Source organism: Pseudomonas sp. CFBP13509 (genome assembly GCF_005233485.1).
Taxonomy (GTDB): domain Bacteria; phylum Pseudomonadota; class Gammaproteobacteria; order Pseudomonadales; family Pseudomonadaceae; genus Aquipseudomonas; species Aquipseudomonas marginalis.
On the sequence record NZ_QGAA01000019.1, the window covers coordinates 44,739 to 59,631 of the forward strand.

At 61.1% G+C, this 14,893-nt stretch carries 12 protein-coding genes, 4 tRNA genes and 1 pseudogene; 11 read left to right on the plus strand and 6 right to left on the minus strand.

Going from position 1 to position 14,893, the window contains the following annotated elements; genetic code table 11:
- The first annotated feature begins 64 nt into the window (after positions 1-64).
- Complete coding sequence (locus tag PspCFBP13509_RS25430) at positions 65-1,126, plus strand: AI-2E family transporter (protein WP_065947278.1); 1,062 nt, start codon at positions 65-67, stop codon at positions 1,124-1,126.
- Here the strand turns inward: PspCFBP13509_RS25430 and PspCFBP13509_RS25435 are convergent.
- Together PspCFBP13509_RS25435 and PspCFBP13509_RS25440 are read right to left on the minus strand one after the other, a co-directional pair.
- Positions 1,123-2,160, minus strand: a complete 1,038-nt coding sequence (locus PspCFBP13509_RS25435) for a sensor histidine kinase (protein WP_065924509.1) — start codon at positions 2,158-2,160, stop codon at positions 1,123-1,125. The two genes, PspCFBP13509_RS25430 and PspCFBP13509_RS25435, sit on opposite strands and share 4 nt — an antisense overlap.
- Positions 2,160-2,924 (minus strand): response regulator, encoded by a 765-nt coding sequence (locus PspCFBP13509_RS25440; protein ID WP_065924552.1) that lies wholly within the window; start codon positions 2,922-2,924, stop codon positions 2,160-2,162. The genes PspCFBP13509_RS25435 and PspCFBP13509_RS25440 overlap by 1 nt, the downstream gene beginning before the upstream one ends.
- Before the next feature lie 259 nt (positions 2,925-3,183).
- On the opposite strand from PspCFBP13509_RS25440, the gene pyrF reads away from it, so the two are divergent.
- Positions 3,184-3,882: an orotidine-5'-phosphate decarboxylase gene (pyrF, locus tag PspCFBP13509_RS25445; protein ID WP_065947279.1), complete on the plus strand. Its 699-nt coding sequence runs from the start codon at positions 3,184-3,186 to the stop codon at positions 3,880-3,882.
- A gap of 49 nt (positions 3,883-3,931) precedes the next feature.
- On the opposite strand, the gene PspCFBP13509_RS25450 is transcribed toward pyrF, so the two are convergent.
- On the minus strand, positions 3,932-4,939 hold the full coding sequence (locus tag PspCFBP13509_RS25450; protein ID WP_065947280.1) for an NADP-dependent oxidoreductase: 1,008 nt from the start codon (positions 4,937-4,939) through the stop codon (positions 3,932-3,934).
- Positions 4,940-5,167: 228 nt separating this feature from the next.
- On the opposite strand from PspCFBP13509_RS25450, the gene PspCFBP13509_RS25455 reads away from it, so the two are divergent.
- The 4 genes and pseudogenes from PspCFBP13509_RS25455 (at position 5,168) to PspCFBP13509_RS32280 (ending at position 9,627) form a co-directional block, all read left to right on the plus strand.
- Positions 5,168-5,929 (plus strand): SDR family oxidoreductase, encoded by a 762-nt coding sequence (locus PspCFBP13509_RS25455; RefSeq protein WP_065924512.1) that lies wholly within the window; start codon positions 5,168-5,170, stop codon positions 5,927-5,929.
- 202 nt (positions 5,930-6,131) lie between these two features.
- Positions 6,132-7,544, plus strand: coding sequence for an aminotransferase-like domain-containing protein (locus PspCFBP13509_RS25460; RefSeq protein ID WP_065924513.1), 1,413 nt, complete (start codon positions 6,132-6,134; stop codon positions 7,542-7,544).
- Positions 7,545-8,568: 1,024 nt separating this feature from the next.
- Positions 8,569-8,766: pseudogene (locus PspCFBP13509_RS32275) on the plus strand (HAMP domain-containing protein); the annotation flags it as partial.
- Positions 8,767-8,784: 18 nt separating this feature from the next.
- Positions 8,785-9,627 (plus strand): methyl-accepting chemotaxis protein, encoded by an 843-nt coding sequence (locus tag PspCFBP13509_RS32280; protein WP_370671245.1) that lies wholly within the window; start codon positions 8,785-8,787, stop codon positions 9,625-9,627.
- 36 nt (positions 9,628-9,663) lie between these two features.
- On the opposite strand, the gene PspCFBP13509_RS25470 is transcribed toward PspCFBP13509_RS32280, so the two are convergent.
- Positions 9,664-10,476, minus strand: coding sequence for an alpha/beta fold hydrolase (locus PspCFBP13509_RS25470; RefSeq protein ID WP_137212858.1), 813 nt, complete (start codon positions 10,474-10,476; stop codon positions 9,664-9,666).
- A 126-nt stretch (positions 10,477-10,602) separates the two neighbouring features.
- Positions 10,603-11,373, minus strand: a complete 771-nt coding sequence (locus PspCFBP13509_RS25475; protein ID WP_027607090.1) for a hypothetical protein — start codon at positions 11,371-11,373, stop codon at positions 10,603-10,605.
- Between the two features lie 359 nt (positions 11,374-11,732).
- Between PspCFBP13509_RS25475 and PspCFBP13509_RS25480 the strand changes: the two genes are divergently transcribed.
- The 5 genes from PspCFBP13509_RS25480 (at position 11,733) to PspCFBP13509_RS25500 (ending at position 13,029) form a co-directional block, all read left to right on the plus strand.
- A tRNA-Glu gene (locus tag PspCFBP13509_RS25480) sits at positions 11,733-11,808 on the plus strand.
- A gap of 3 nt (positions 11,809-11,811) precedes the next feature.
- Positions 11,812-11,887, plus strand: a tRNA-Gly gene (locus tag PspCFBP13509_RS25485).
- Between the two features lie 105 nt (positions 11,888-11,992).
- Positions 11,993-12,068 (plus strand) — tRNA-Glu (locus tag PspCFBP13509_RS25490).
- Positions 12,069-12,071: 3 nt separating this feature from the next.
- Positions 12,072-12,147 (plus strand) — tRNA-Gly (locus tag PspCFBP13509_RS25495).
- Between the two features lie 144 nt (positions 12,148-12,291).
- Positions 12,292-13,029 (plus strand): hypothetical protein, encoded by a 738-nt coding sequence (locus PspCFBP13509_RS25500; protein WP_065924516.1) that lies wholly within the window; start codon positions 12,292-12,294, stop codon positions 13,027-13,029.
- A 64-nt stretch (positions 13,030-13,093) separates the two neighbouring features.
- On the opposite strand, the gene PspCFBP13509_RS25505 is transcribed toward PspCFBP13509_RS25500, so the two are convergent.
- Complete coding sequence (locus PspCFBP13509_RS25505) at positions 13,094-14,833, minus strand: dipeptidase (protein ID WP_137212859.1); 1,740 nt, start codon at positions 14,831-14,833, stop codon at positions 13,094-13,096.
- Between the last annotated feature and the right edge of the window lie 60 nt (positions 14,834-14,893).

Genomic DNA, 14,893 nt, shown 5'->3' on the forward strand with positions numbered 1-14,893 from the left:
AGGGCGAACGGACCCGTGCCGTTCGCCTAAGCTCTCTTCCTACAGCCTTTTCTAGAGATACCCCATGCTCAATAACGATCGCCTGCTGGTGCAAATCCTGCTGCTGGTGCTGTTTGGTGCCAGCTTCTGGGTGATGGCGCCGTTCTGGTCGGCGCTGTTCTGGGGGGCGGTGCTGGCGTTTGCCAGTTGGCCGCTGATGGTGCTGCTGACCCGCGCGCTGGGTGGCCGTGAATCCCTGGCCGCCGGCATCCTGACCCTGGGCTGGATGTTGCTGGTGGCGGTGCCGCTGGTATGGCTGGGGTTCAATCTCGCGGACCATGTGCGCGATGCCGTGGCGTTGATCAAGGATATTCAGGTCGATGGGCTGCCCGAGGCGCCAGCCTGGTTGGGGGCGATTCCCTTTGTGGGGGAACGCCTGGTCGGCATGTGGAACAGCATCGACGAGCAGGGCGCGGCGCTGATGGTCAGCCTCAAGCCGTACCTGGGGCAGGTGGGCAATTGGCTGTTGGCGCGCAGTGCGCAGATCGGCGGCGGCATCCTCGAACTGACCCTGAGCCTGGTGTTCGTGTTCTTTTTTTATCGTGATGGGCCGCGTCTGGCGATGTTCGTGCATCGCTTGCTGGAACGACTGATCGGTGACCGTGCCGGTTACTACATCGAACTGGTGGCCGGTACGGTGCAGCGGGTGGTCAACGGTGTGATCGGCACTGCCGCCGCCCAGGCCCTGCTGGCACTGATCGGCTTCCTGATCGCCGGCGTGCCGGGTGCGTTGGTGCTGGGGATCGTGACGTTCCTGCTCAGCCTGATCCCGATGGGCCCGCCGCTGGTATGGATCCCGGCCACGGCCTGGCTGGCGTGGAAAGGCGACTACACCTATGCGGTGTTCCTTGGCGTGTGGGGGACGTTCATCATCAGCGGCGTGGACAACGTGCTCAAGCCCTACCTGATCAGCCGTGGCGGCAACCTGCCGCTGGTGATCGTGTTGCTCGGGGTCTTCGGCGGCTTGATTGCCTTTGGCTTTATCGGCCTGTTTATCGGCCCGACCCTGCTGGCCGTGGCCTACAGCCTGCTGATGGATTGGAGCGCAACCCAGGCCCAGGTTCGGCGTGAAGACAAGCCCCTTTAAGCCCTGGGCAACCACATCACGGCGGTCAAGCCGCCGCCTGGGGTCTCTTCCAGGCTCAGGCGGCCGCCCAGGCGCTCCGCGGCTTCCTTGGAAATGGTCATGCCCAGGCCAACGCCGCCGGAATTGCGGTTACGCGAGCCTTCCAGCCGATAGAACGGCTCGAACACCGCCTCACGCTTATCGGGCGCAATCCCCGGCCCGTGGTCGATCACACGGATGACCAGCGCTTCGCGGCTGTCCTCCAGCTCCACGCGGGCGGTGCCGGCATAACGCAAGGCGTTGTCGATCAGGTTGTTGAGGCATGAGCGCAGGGCCATCGGTTGCACCTGCAAGGGCAGGCAGCTGCCCGCACATTGCACATCGGAGCCTTGGTCCTGGGCGTTTTCACTCATGGACTCCACCAGCGCCTGCACATCCAGCCAATGCCGGGTTTCACTGGTGCGCTGTTCGTGCAGGTAGCTCAGGGTGGCGTCGAGCATGTCGATCATGTCGTTCAGGTCCTGGCGCATCTGGCCCTGCAGCCGGGTGTCCTCGATCTGCTCCAGGCGCAGCTTGAGGCGTGACAGCGGGGTGCGCAGGTCATGGGAGACGGCGCCGAGCATGCGCGCGCGTTGGCTGACCTGCTCGCGAATACGCCTTTGCATCAGGTTGAAGGTCGAGGCGGCCTGCCGTGCTTCCCTCGGGCCGGATTCATCGAGGGGTGGGCTGTCGAGGTCCAGGCTCAAGCGTTCCGCCGCTTCACTCAGGCGCTGTATCGGCCGGCTCAGCAGTTTGGCACCGTACCAGGCCGCGATAATCAACGAGACGAATTGAAAGGTCAGGGGCACCACCGGGCCGCCAAACCAGGGGCGTGGGTGCTTGTCGCGCATCGGCGCCAGGGTCCCGTCCGGCTGCTCGATAAATCGCTCAGGAGGGGGCGGCGGCGGTTGGCCGTAGTGGTGAAACCAGAAGAACGCCAGCCCATGGGCCAGCACAATCGCCACCAGTAACACGCCGAACAGCCGACCGAACAGCGTGTTGAAGGGCGCGCGCATCAGCCAATATCCCGGGCGTCGAACAGGTAGCCTTCGCCGCGCACGGTCTTGATCAACTGCGGTGCCTTGGGGTCATCCCCGAGTTTTTGCCGCAGGCGTGACACCAGCAAGTCGATACTGCGATCAAAGGCCTCTATCGAGCGGCCACGGGCGGCATCAAGCAGCTGCTCACGGCTCAGCACCCGGCGCGGGCGTTCGATAAACACCCACAACAGGCGGAATTCCGCGTTGGACAGCGGCACCACCAGGCCATCGTCGGCCACCAATTGACGCAACACGCTGTTGAGGCGCCAGTTGTCGAAGCGGATATTCGCGCGCTGTTCGGTGCGGTCATCGCGTACCCGGCGCAGGATGGTCTGGATGCGAGCTACCAGTTCACGGGGTTCGAAGGGCTTGGACATATAGTCGTCGGCCCCCAGTTCCAGGCCGATGATGCGGTCGGTGGGCTCGCAGCGGGCGGTGAGCATCAGGATCGGGATATCCGATTCGGCGCGCAGCCAGCGGCACAGGGTCAGGCCGTCTTCCCCCGGCAGCATCAGGTCGAGTACCACCACATCATAGGTTTCGGCTTGCATGGCCAGGCGCATCGCGGCGCCGTCGGTCACGCCGGTGGCGAGGATATTGAAGCGTGCCAGGTAGTCGATCAGCAATTCGCGGATCGGCACATCGTCGTCGACGATCAGCGCACGGGTGTTCCAGCGCTTGTCATCGGCGACCACCGCGCCTTTTTGCTCGTCGTTTACGGGGACGGAAGGGGTATGCATAGTGCGATCATCTGCCTGGTTGTTACGGTCAGCATAGGCGCCCAGCCCCATGGCTGGTAGTGCTGGTCGGTGGGTCGTGCGGGCGAGGCTAGCGGCAGGGAGTGTTGTGGGCATGTCATGAATGTATCAGCTTTGAAATAATCATCTGGAATGCCTGGCTGATGGCGGTTGGTCAGTATTTACCGATCATCGGATCCCGCAACGGCGCTGCTTGCGCTACAATCCGCGCCGATTTCGACTTGCCTGAGAGCCCATTCCAATGTCCGCCTGCCAGACTCCTATCATCGTCGCCCTGGATTACCCCACCCGTGACGCCGCACTGAAGCTGGCTGACCAGTTGGACCCCAGGCTTTGCCGGGTCAAGGTCGGCAAGGAACTGTTCACCAGCTGCGCCGCGGAAATCGTCGGCACCCTGCGTGACAAAGGCTTCGAGGTGTTCCTCGACCTGAAATTCCACGACATCCCCAACACCACCGCCATGGCGGTCAAGGCTGCGGCCGAGATGGGCGTGTGGATGGTCAACGTACACTGCTCCGGCGGCCTGCGCATGATGACCGCCTGCCGCGAAGTGCTGGAACAGCGCAGCGGCCCCAAGCCGTTGCTGATCGGCGTGACCGTGCTGACCAGCATGGAGCGCGAGGACCTGGCGGGCATTGGCCTGGATATCGAGCCTCAGGAGCAGGTGCTGCGCCTGGCCGCCCTGGCGCAGAAAGCCGGCCTTGATGGCCTGGTGTGCTCGGCGCTGGAAGCCCAGGCCTTGAAAACTGCCCATCCGTCGTTGCAATTGGTGACCCCGGGGATTCGCCCTGCGGGCAGTGCCCAGGACGACCAGCGCCGCATCCTGACCCCGCGCCAGGCACTGGACGCGGGTTCCGACTACCTGGTGATCGGTCGTCCGATCAGCCAGGCGGCGGATCCGGCCAAGGCGTTGGCGGCGGTAGTCGCCGAGATCGCCTGATCGATGCGCGTTCCCACGTTCGCGTGGGAACGCGCGGATCTGCCGTGTATCAGCTGACCTTGAGCACCAATTTGCCAAAGTTTTCGCCGTTGAACAGCTTCATCAGCGTCTCCGGGAACGTCTCCAGCCCCTCGACGATATCCTCCTTGCTCTTGAGCTTGCCCTGGGCCATCCAGCCGGCCATTTCCTGCCCGGCGGCGGCAAAGTTCGCCGCGTGATCCATCACCACAAAGCCTTCCATCCTTGCGCGGTTGACCAGCAGTGAGAGGTAGTTGGCCGGGCCTTTCACCGCTTCCTTGTTGTTGTACTGGCTGATGGCCCCGCAAATCACCACGCGGGCTTTCAACGCCAGCCGACTGAGCACCGCGTCAAGAATGTCGCCGCCGACGTTATCGAAATACACATCCACGCCTTTAGGGCACTCGCGCTTCAGGGCGGCGGGCACGTCTTCGTTCTTGTAGTCGATGGCGGCGTCGAAGCCCAGCTCATCCACCAGGAACTTGCACTTGTCGGCGCCGCCGGCAATGCCGACCACGCGGCAGCCTTTGAGCTTGGCGATCTGCCCGGCAATGCTGCCCACGGCACCGGCCGCGCCGGAGATCACCACGGTTTCACCGGCCTTGGGCGCGCCGGTGTCCAGCAGTGCGAAGTAGGCGGTCATGCCGGTCATGCCCAGCGCAGACAGGTAGCGGGGCAGGGGCGCCAGATTGGGGTCGACCTTGTAGAAGCCGCGCGGTTCGCCCAGGAAGTAATCCTGCACGCCCAGGGCGCCATTCACGTAGTCCCCGACGGCGAATTTCGGGTTATTCGAGGCAATCACCTTGCCTACACCCAGCGCGCGCATGACCTCGCCGAGGCCTACGGGCGGAATGTAGGACTTGCCTTCATTCATCCAGCCACGCATGGCCGGGTCGAGGGACAGGTATTCGTTGTGCACCAGCACCTGCCCGTCCCCGGGCGTGCCCACCGGCACGACCTGGTAAGTGAAGGTTTCCCGCGTGGCCGCGCCGACCGGGCGTTTGGCGAGCAGGAATTGGCGGTTGGTCTGGGCGGTCATGGCAAGGACTCTTTAGAAGTGAAGCATGATTGATAGACCTTGGACGGCCCGGGGGCAAGGTCAGCCTAGGGTGCGAATGCTCATCGATAGGTGCCATTGATAGTGAGCCCGGTTGCCTTATCACTATGACTCATGCAGCACTAACCGGACTTCTGATAGTGCTGACGTGTGCGTCTGGGCGTTGGCTAGACTCGTGCCACTGCCATTAATCCCAATAGGACATCCTCCATGAGCATGACGTTTTCCGGCCAGGTCGCCCTGGTGACTGGCGCCGCCGCCGGTATTGGTCGCGCCACTGCGCTGGCGTTCGCCGCCGAAGGCTTGAAGGTCGTGGTCGCCGACCTGGACGTAGCTGGCGGCGAGGGTACGGTCGCGCTGATCCACCAGGCCGGGGGCGAGGCGCTGTTCGTGCGCTGCAACGTCACCCAGGAGGCGGATGTGCAGCAGTTGATGGCACAGACCATCGGCGCCTATGGTCGCCTGGACTATGCGTTCAATAACGCCGGCATCGAGATCGAGAAGGGCAGGCTGGCGGACGGCAGCCTGGATGAGTTCGACGCGATCATGGGCGTCAACGTCAAGGGTGTTTGGTTGTGCATGAAGTACCAGTTGCCGCTGCTGCTGGCCCAGGGCGGTGGGGCGATCGTCAACACCGCGTCGGTGGCGGGGTTGGGCGCGGCGCCGAAGATGAGTATCTACGCGGCCTCAAAGCACGCGGTGATCGGCCTGACCAAGTCGGCAGCCATCGAGTACGCGAAGAAGAAAATCCGCGTCAACGCCGTCTGCCCGGCGGTGATCGATACCGATATGTTCCGGCGCGCCTATGAAGCCGACCCCCGCAAGGCCGAATTCGCCGCCGCCATGCACCCGGTCGGGCGTATCGGCAAGGTGGAGGAAATCGCCAGCGCAGTGCTGTACCTGTGCAGCGATGGAGCGGCGTTCACCACCGGCCACGCCTTGGCCGTGGACGGTGGCGCGACGGCTATCTAGGACCTGGCGCCGGCCCCTTGTTCGAAAACGTCTGGGCGCGCGTGGGGCTTTTCCAAAGCTGGCAAAACGCTGTGACCGAATATGTGTCAGTAGGTAAATAAGTCAATAAAATCAATAATTTAATAAATTTATGCGGCCGGCAACCTGCTGCTTCTGTGCTTAACTCTCCGGGTTGATAACAGACAGTTGAAGTGAGTGGCTCATGGATTTAGGGATTGATCGACAGGCCCTTGTACCGGTAGTGCAGCAAATCGTCAGTGCAGTGGTGCAATGGATTCGCAAGGACGGCGTGAGCCCCGGAACGCGCTTGCCGTCCGTCCGCCAGTTGGCCCTGGATAACCTGCTCAGCCAATCCAGCGTGATCGAAGCATTCGAACGGATGGTCGCCCAAGGGGTGCTGGCGCCCCGGCAGGGCTCGGGATTTGTGGTGGCCCAGCCGGCTGCCTGCCACGAAGGCAATTGGTATGAGGGGGCGGAGCGCGAGTGGGGCGCCTTTGCCGACAATCCGTTGGGCGAGTTGAAGCTGGGCTGTGGCTGGTTGCCCGATGCCTGGCGCGAAAGCGATGACATCAGTTACGCGATTCGTGAAGTCACCCGCACCGACACGGCCGGCCTGTTCAACTACAGCACCCCTCTGGGTCTGCCTGCGCTGCGCGAGCAACTGCTCAAGCGCCTGACCCAGATTCACATCGCCACCAGCCTGGAGCGCATCCTGACCACCGCAGGTGCCAGCCATGCCCAGGACCTGCTGATACGTACGCTGCTCAAGGCCGGCGACAGCGTGGTGGTCGAAACCCCCGGGTATGCCAACCTCTATCGGCAGCTGGCGTTCCAGGGCGTGCAACTGCTGGAAGTACCGCGTACCCGAGGGGGCCCCGACCTCCCGGCGCTTGAAGCGCTGCTGCAGCACCATCATCCCAAGTGCCTGTTCATCCACAGCCTCTATCACAATCCCACGGGCACCAGCCTGTGCCGGCTGGTGGCCGAGCGCTTGCTGGAACTGGCACACCGCAAGAACTTCCTGATCATCGAGGAAGATGTCTACGGCGATCTGCAACAGGCCAGTTGCACGCGGCTTTCTGCATTGCCCCATGATGATCGGGTGATCTACGTCGCGAGTTTTTCCAAGACCCTGAGCAGCGCCTTGCGCGTGGGCTACCTCTGCGCCAGCAGCGCAATCATCACGCAACTGGCCAGCCTCAAGACCTTGAGCGGCTTCGGCACCTCCCGGTTTGCTGAAGCGGTGGTCGCCACGTTGCTGGCCAATGGCACGTATCGCAAGTGGGTGCAGCGCCTGCGCAAGCGGTTGAGCAGTGAAATGGCCGTGACCCTGCAAGTGCTGGAGGACGAAGAGTGGGAGGTGTTCGCCGTACCCACCGGCGGTATGTTCCTGTGGGCACGCCCGGGGACGGCGCAGCCTTCGCGGTTGCAGGCGTGCGCCCGGCAGTTGGGGGTGTTGTTGTCGCCCGGGGCGTTGTTCAGTCCCACCGGCGGGCACAGTGAGTGGCTACGCCTTAATGTCGCCTATGCTACTGATCAACGTGCCTTGGCGTTGTTCCGTGCGATGGGGCCCGCCAGATCGACCTCGACCATTCTGAAAACGACGAGTGTGTAGCTTTTTGCCATTATTGTGGCGCCAGTGCCTTGTGCTCAGTGCCTTTTGATTGCGAATCTCGTTGCTTGTCCATCGGACTTGATGGCGTCCGCCATTGCAAGAGGATTCAAGTGCAATGATTTCAGGCGTGCAACGACGTTTCGCCAACCTGGGTATGGCGAAAAAACTGGGCTTGGGCTTCACCCTGGTGCTGCTGCTGACGGCGTTGGTCGCGGCTATCGGCGTGTGGTCCCTGCAAACCGTTGGCCAGCGTTTTGAAGGCCTCAAAGCCATGTCGTCGCTCAACAGCGGCTTGCTCAAGGTGCGCCTGATCGAACAGGACTACGCGCTGCACGCCGACCCCAAGGCCGTCGACGCCTTGCATGAAAGTCTCGATGCCCTGGCGGCCCAGGCGGCCGGCCTCAAGGCCCAGTCTGCGGCGAATGTGCCGGTGATGGCCGAGGTCGAGCAGGCTCTGGCAGCCTACCGGAAGGCGTTCGATGAGTTCGTCGAGCTGACGCAGACCAAGGATCTGGCGCTGGAAATGGCCAGTTGGTCGGTGTCCAGCGTGGCGAATAACCTGGATGTATTGCAGGCCGGGCTGGCGGACGACGGCGCCTATGGCCTCAAGGAAAGCCAAGGTAAGGAGGGGGCCGAGTTTATCGAGCAGGCAGGCCAGATCAGTCAGGTTTCCCGCTTGATGTTGCAGGCCATGAACGAAGCCCATGTGCGCCTGGACCAGAGCCGCAAGGCGGATGCTGACGACGCCGAGCAAGGCAAGATCGAGCAGGCCGACCAGGCCCTGGCCCAGGTCGAGCAATTGAAAACGTCGGTCAAGGACCCTGGTTATCAGACGGTGCTCAACGAAGTTTCCGGGCATATCGCCGCCTTCAGCGAAAAGCTGGGGGAATACACCGGCCTGCTGGCCCAGGAAAAAGTCGTCTACAAACAACTGCATGATCGAGCTGACCAAGTCGTCAGCCGGGTCAACCAGGCCTATGACGCTGAAGACCTGTCGATGCAGGCGCAACTGAAGAAAAGCGCGATGTTGATCATTGGCTCATCGGCCCTGGCCTTGCTGGTGGGGTTGATTGCGGCCTGGGTGATTACCCGCTTGATTGTCGCGCCGCTGCGCAGTGTGATCGCGGTAGCCCGACAGATTGCCGCCGGGGATCTGAGCGGGCGCATGGAGGTCAGCCGCCGTGATGAAATCGGCCAGTTGATGCAGGCGATGCAACAGATGGGCGGCGGCCTTAGCCAGATGGTCAGCGGCCTGCAGGCCGGTATCGAACAATTGGCCAGCTCGGCGCAGTCGCTGTCCAGCGTGACCGAGCAGACCAATGTCGAGGTCAGCAGCCAGAAGGAAGAAACCGAGCAGGTCGCTACCGCGATGAACCAGATGACCGCCACCGTGCACGATGTGGCACGCAACGCCGAGCAGGCCGCACAAGCCGCGCAGACGGCGGATGAAAAAGTCGACAGCGGCCAGCAGGTGGTGCGCCAGAGTTTGCAGCGTATCGAATTGTTGGCCACGTCCAGTACACGCGCGAGCACCAGCATCGAGAGCCTCAGTGCCGAAATCCAGAATATCGGCACCGTGCTGAGCGTGATCAAAAGCGTCGCCGAACAGACCAACCTGCTGGCCCTGAACGCAGCCATCGAAGCCGCCCGCGCAGGCGAACAGGGCCGGGGTTTTGCGGTGGTGGCCGATGAAGTACGGGCACTGGCCAAGCGCACCCAGCAGTCGACCGAAGAAATCGAGCGGCTGGTCAGTACCTTGCGCAGCGCGGCGCAATCATCGGTGCAGCAGATCCAGCAAAGTGGCGAACTGGTCAAGCTGGCGGTCAGCGATGCGCTGGAAACCGAAAGTGCCCTGGGCAGCATTGCGGTAGCGGTGTCGTTGATCCAGCAGATGAACCAGCAGATTGCCGCTGCGGCTGAGGAGCAGAGCTCGGTGGCCGAAGAGATCAACCGTAGTGTCACCAGTATTCGTGCGAGTGCCGATCAATCGGCGTTGAGCATGCAGGGCAATGCGGCGTCGAGCATCCAGCTGGCGCAGTTGGGGGCGGAGCTCAAGGGGATGGTGGGGCACTTCCGCCTTTGATCGCCGCCCCGAGGCGGCGATCAAAAGGGAGGGCGATCAGGCGTGGTTGGCGAGGAAGGTCAGCAGCGCTTCGTTGACGAAATCCGGGTTCTCCCGGCTGGAGATATGCCCGGCGTCTGGAATCAGGATCAGGGCACAGCCAATCAGTTCGGCCATTTCCTCGGATTCGGCGGGTGGCCGAGGCTTGTCCTGTTCGCCACACATCACCAATGTGGTATCGGCGTCCAGCCGCGGTAGTTGCTCCAGTACATCTTCGCGGCTGAAGATCAATCGACCCAGGGGGACGATGCTGTGCAGCAGGCGTTGCCGGGGAAAGTCCTGCAGTGACTTGCGAAAATCCTGGTAGAGCGCCGATTCGCGGTCGATGTCGGGGCGAAAGAAGATCGGCGCGATCACATCCAGCAACGGCTCAGGAATGGCGCCGGCATCTTCAATCATCTTGAACAACGAGAAGTAATACTGGCGCGTGGCCTCTGGCTCGGCACCGAGGTAGGTGTCCATCAGCACCAGGCTGTTGATCCGCTCGGGGGCCTGCAATGCCAGGCGTGCGCCCCACATGCCGCCCACCGACAGGCCTGCCAGGTTGATCTGTGCGATCTCCAAATGGTCAAGCAGGGCCAGGACCTGGCGCGCAAGGTCGTCGAGGGTGTGGGTGGGGGCGGGGAGTTGGCCCGATTCGCCGTGGCCCCACAGTTCGGGCACGATGACCCGGTACTGTTGTGACAGGGCTTCGATCTGCGGGGCCCACATGTTGCGGTCCCACAGGTAGCTTGAGCCGAGCAGGACGACAGGGCCGGTGCCCTGGTCGACGTAATGCAGCGGTTGTCCATCAATGACGGCGATAGGCATAGCGGGCCTCTGACTTCACGGAGTGAGGGGCACTTTTTTACGCTAGTCGGGGGCGGGGCGATAGATGCAAATTGATGGCATGTTGGGGCGAGCGGGCAGCCCGCTCACCCCAGGGGAGTGGGCAGATCAGTCGTAGATGACTTTCTTTTTCCACTCGGCATCGGCGTCGACTTCTTTCATGCCTTCGGTCAATTCGTTGACTTCCTCCGCCGCCTGTTTGCTGTTAGCCAGCACGGTCGAGTTGGCGCGGGCCAGTTGACCTTCCAGCAATTGCAGCTGTGCACTGTAGAGCACCGGTTCAGGCTGCTTGCGCAGGTACTGCACGCCACGCTCGAAGGCCAGGCGCGCCTGGCCAGGCTGGCCCTGCTGCAAGGCGTGCTGGCCGAGGTTGTTGAAGAACTCTATGTGCAACAGCACCAGGATATGACGGATTTCCTTGATCCAGTGCTTGGCTTCGTTGGTCGGCAGGAACCCGTCCTGGGCGGCGCGGGTGACCTGGCCATGCAGGGCTTCCAGCAGGAAGCGCACGTCCTTGGCCTTGGCTTCGGTCTGGATCGGCGCCGGCGGGTTGTTCACCGGGATGGACTCGCCCTGGGCCACCAGCGTGTTCAGCTCGGTGATACGGGCCTTGAGCGGTGCACTGGTCTTGTTGAGGTTCAACAGGCGCTGATTGACGTTGAGCTCCAGGCGGGCCAATAACAGCTTGAGCGCCGGGGTCATCAGTTGGCCAGGGAAGGTCTCGGTGATCTCACCGCAACGGCGCAGGCGATCATTAAGCTCGATCTCGGTGCGCTTCTTTTCCAGCTTGTTGTTTTCCACCACGTGGTTCATGTAGCCAATGGCGATCAGTATTACGATCCCGGCAATTACCAGCAGGGTGATCATGAGTGGTGTCACCGGTGTGACCTCTTTGATAGGGTTTACAGTGGAGTGTAGTGACTGGGCTTGTCGACGGATAGGACTGATCGACCAGTTACCCAGGTAGTTCTTCTATATAAGTAGCCGCTCCCTGCGTAGATGCACATTGCCATCACTTGCTGGAACGAACTATAGCGCCTTGTCGGACGCCAGAATATAGGCGTCAAGGCCTGGACGGGCAGAATGCCCCGCGCGGGCCGGTAAACACGGGCGAAGTCATTGATTTAAATAAATTTATCCTTGGGGGTTGACGACCTTTCAATCCATCCATAGAATGCGCGCCACTTACAGCGTAAAGCACACAGCGAAACGCGGTAGGGAGTGAATGTTGTACGTGTGTCCCCTTCGTCTAGTGGCCTAGGACACCGCCCTTTCACGGCGGTAACAGGGGTTCGAGTCCCCTAGGGGACGCCATATGCGGGAATAGCTCAGTTGGTAGAGCACGACCTTGCCAAGGTCGGGGTCGCGAGTTCGAGTCTCGTTTCCCGCTCCAATTTACAAGCAGTGTGGCTTTCGGGCGGCACTGAGTGAAACCAGGACCAAGTCTTCGGACGAGGCCTCTGGGCACTGAAATACACACCATGTGTTTCAGTAGCGTGTCCCCTTCGTCTAGTGGCCTAGGACACCGCCCTTTCACGGCGGTAACAGGGGTTCGAGTCCCCTAGGGGACGCCATTTGCGGGAATAGCTCAGTTGGTAGAGCACGACCTTGCCAAGGTCGGGGTCGCGAGTTCGAGTCTCGTTTCCCGCTCCATATTCAACAAAAACGCCGATCAGTGATGATCGGCGTTTTTGTTTGTGCGTTATTTGTTCATCTGCCTGAACCTGTCATCTTCCTGACTCAGTTCCTGGCGTGTTCGAGATATAGTCTGGCGTTTGAGTTCAAGGAGCACGCGTGATGGCAGAAACTTCTCAATCGTCCGGTGAAACCAAGGTCGCCCCATTGGGTATCAGCGCCTTGGAAAAAGCATGGGATTTCCATTGGGCAATGCGCTTTGTCAGCGTTGTGCTGTTTCTCGATATCGCTTTGCTAATCCGTACCCGGACGCCCTTGGTGGAGTGGACGACCAGCAGCGATGCATTGCTCGCTGACTTGGGGTTCCTGGCGGTCACCGCGGCCTCTTTTGCGCTGGTGGTGTCTTTCGTTCTGCCGCTGTTGACGGAAATCGTTCGTGGGATCGGCACAAGGTTGCGAATGGCCTTTCCAAAGCTCTTGGGTGATGCCTATACACCTCCTTCAAGGGGGATCGGTTATGTGTGGGCCAACGACCTTCTGGACCTGGCACTGAAGGAAAACAGTGATTTCCTGCTTAGCTGGTATCAGCGGCATGTGCAGTTGCGAGAACAGCACCGGTTGATGATGAACAAAGTCGCGCACTTGGTGTTTGGTTGTTTGGTGCTGTCCGTCGTGGATTGGGCGGTGCCATATTTTGGATTCGGCACTGGTTCGCTGATTTTCTCGGCCATGCATGTACTGGGTGATACGGGGCTGTTTCTGGCCAGCATGGTCGTGGTAGCGGGCGGGGTAATGTTGGCGTCGGCATGGTTTGCCATCGAGTCTTCCCTGTATATCTACTACCCACCCCTGGACATGTTGCAGCGGGAGCAGGAGCGCAAGCGATACCAGGGCGCATGAAGAACCTGAGTAAAAATGCCGATCATCACTGATCGGCGTTTTTTTGCGCACACTTCAATCGCTGTCAGAGCTTCGGCAACTGTCCGATACGCCCCATCATTTCGGTGACGATCTGCAGATCCAGCAAGAACTGGTCGACCGTCTTGAACTCATTGTCGGTGTGCCCGGTGTATTTCACTTCCGGCCGCGCCAGGCCGAATTGCACGCCATTGGGCAGTTCATGCACGGACGTCGCGCCGGCCGAGGTGCCGAATTTGTGCTCCATACCGAGGTTTTCGCTGGCCACGGCCAACAAGGCCTTCACCCACTCACCTTCCGGGTTGCGGTACATCGATTCGGCGACCGAGTAGGTGAAGTCCACGTTGACCTTGGTTTGCTTGTCCCAGGCGCTCAACTTGTCGGAAATCTCGGCTTTCAGTTTCTCCGGCGATTTGCCCTTTGGTACACGCAGGTTCACCGCCAGCTTGAAGGCTTTGTCATCCAGGCCGACAAAGGTCAGCGAGGTGGTCAGCGGCCCCATGAAATCATCGGAGAAACCCACGCCCAATTTGCCGCCCAGATAATCCAGACCCCAGTTGTCCGAGGCATAACGGGCCGCGTCGGTGATGTGGTTGTGCTTGAGGGCGATCTTGCCGTCGATGCTGTGGATCAGCTCCAGCATGCGCGACACCGGGTTGATACCGGATTCGGGCTCGGAGGAGTGCGCGGAAACCCCGGTCACTGTCAGCTTGACCTCTTTGCCAACCACCTTGGCTGTTACTTCGAAGTCACCGCCGTTGCGTTTGGCATACTCCGTACCGGCTTTTTGCAGGCTGGCGGCCAGTTCGGCAGGCGTGTCGCTGATCAACGTGGCAACCGAGGCCGAGGGAATCTGGTTGGTGGCCATGCCGCCGGTCATAGCGATGATTTCCGCGCCTTGGCCTTCCCCTTTGCGGCGCGGGAAGGTGGCCATGACAGTGCCATAACCTTTTTCGGCAATCACCACCGGGTAGCCGCCATCCAGCGCCAGGTTGTACTGCGGCGTCGGGTTGCGTTCGAAGTAATAGGGGATCGCGTCGCCGGAAGTTTCTTCGGTGGTGTCCACCAGCAGCTTGAAATTGCGCGCCAGCGGCAACTTCTCTTCCTTGATCACCTTCATGGCGTACATCGCCACCACGATGCCGTTTTTGTCATCCTCGGTGCCACGGCCATACATGCGGTCGCCGATCAGCGTGACCTTGAACGGGTCGAGCCTGGTGCCGTCTTTCAACACCCAGTTCTCCGGCGTCACCGGCACCACGTCGGCGTGGGCGTGGATACCCACCACTTCGTCGCCGTTGCCTTCCAGGGAAATCTCGTACACGCGGTTGTCGACGTTGCGGAAGTTCAGGTTGAAGGTCTTGGCCAGGGCCTGGATCTTGGCGGCAATCCGGATGAATTCCGGATTTTTGTACTGCGGCATGCCGTCCACGTTGAAGGTCGGAATTTCCACCAGTTCGCGCAAGGTATCGAGGGCGGCTTTGCCGTATTTCACTCGGGTGTAAATACCCAAAAGGCGATGGATTTCGTTCTGCTGGTCGGCGGTCAGGGTTTTGTTATCGAGGAAGGCACCGATCGCCGGGCCTACGTCGTTGGCCTTGCCCAGGTCGCCTTTGGCCAGGGTGCCGAGGAAACCACGGAAATCCGTGACCGACGTTTCGCTGAAGCTCGTCAGGATCGCCGTGCTTTGCTCTGGGGTGATGTTGGCAAAGGCAGGTGTGGTCATCACCGAAAGGCCGGCCGCGAACAGGGTGGCAGCCGCTAATTGCTTGAGTCGAAAGTGCATGGTCAGGGGCATTCCTTTGCAAAGGGAAATGGGGGATTCCTGATCAATATGTCAGAAATA

Bases quoted from the DNA above. Each gene is read 5' to 3' on its own strand.
- PspCFBP13509_RS25450 (WP_065947280.1), bottom strand. From the start codon at position 4,939: ATGACCGCCCAGACCAACCGCCAATTCCTGCTCGCCAAACGCCCGGTC.
- PspCFBP13509_RS25500 (WP_065924516.1), top strand. From the start codon at position 12,292: ATGGCAGAAACTTCTCAATCGTCCGGTGAAACCAAGGTCGCCCCATTG.
- PspCFBP13509_RS25430 (WP_065947278.1), top strand. From the start codon at position 65: ATGCTCAATAACGATCGCCTGCTGGTGCAAATCCTGCTGCTGGTGCTG.
- PspCFBP13509_RS25460 (WP_065924513.1), top strand. From the start codon at position 6,132: ATGGATTTAGGGATTGATCGACAGGCCCTTGTACCGGTAGTGCAGCAA.
- PspCFBP13509_RS25455 (WP_065924512.1), top strand. From the start codon at position 5,168: ATGAGCATGACGTTTTCCGGCCAGGTCGCCCTGGTGACTGGCGCCGCC.
- PspCFBP13509_RS25505 (WP_137212859.1), bottom strand. From the start codon at position 14,833: ATGCACTTTCGACTCAAGCAATTAGCGGCTGCCACCCTGTTCGCGGCC.
- PspCFBP13509_RS25440 (WP_065924552.1), bottom strand. From the start codon at position 2,924: ATGCATACCCCTTCCGTCCCCGTAAACGACGAGCAAAAAGGCGCGGTG.
- PspCFBP13509_RS25470 (WP_137212858.1), bottom strand. From the start codon at position 10,476: ATGCCTATCGCCGTCATTGATGGACAACCGCTGCATTACGTCGACCAG.
- PspCFBP13509_RS25435 (WP_065924509.1), bottom strand. From the start codon at position 2,160: ATGCGCGCGCCCTTCAACACGCTGTTCGGTCGGCTGTTCGGCGTGTTA.
- PspCFBP13509_RS32280 (WP_370671245.1), top strand. From the start codon at position 8,785: ATGGTCAGCGGCCTGCAGGCCGGTATCGAACAATTGGCCAGCTCGGCG.
- pyrF (WP_065947279.1), top strand. From the start codon at position 3,184: ATGTCCGCCTGCCAGACTCCTATCATCGTCGCCCTGGATTACCCCACC.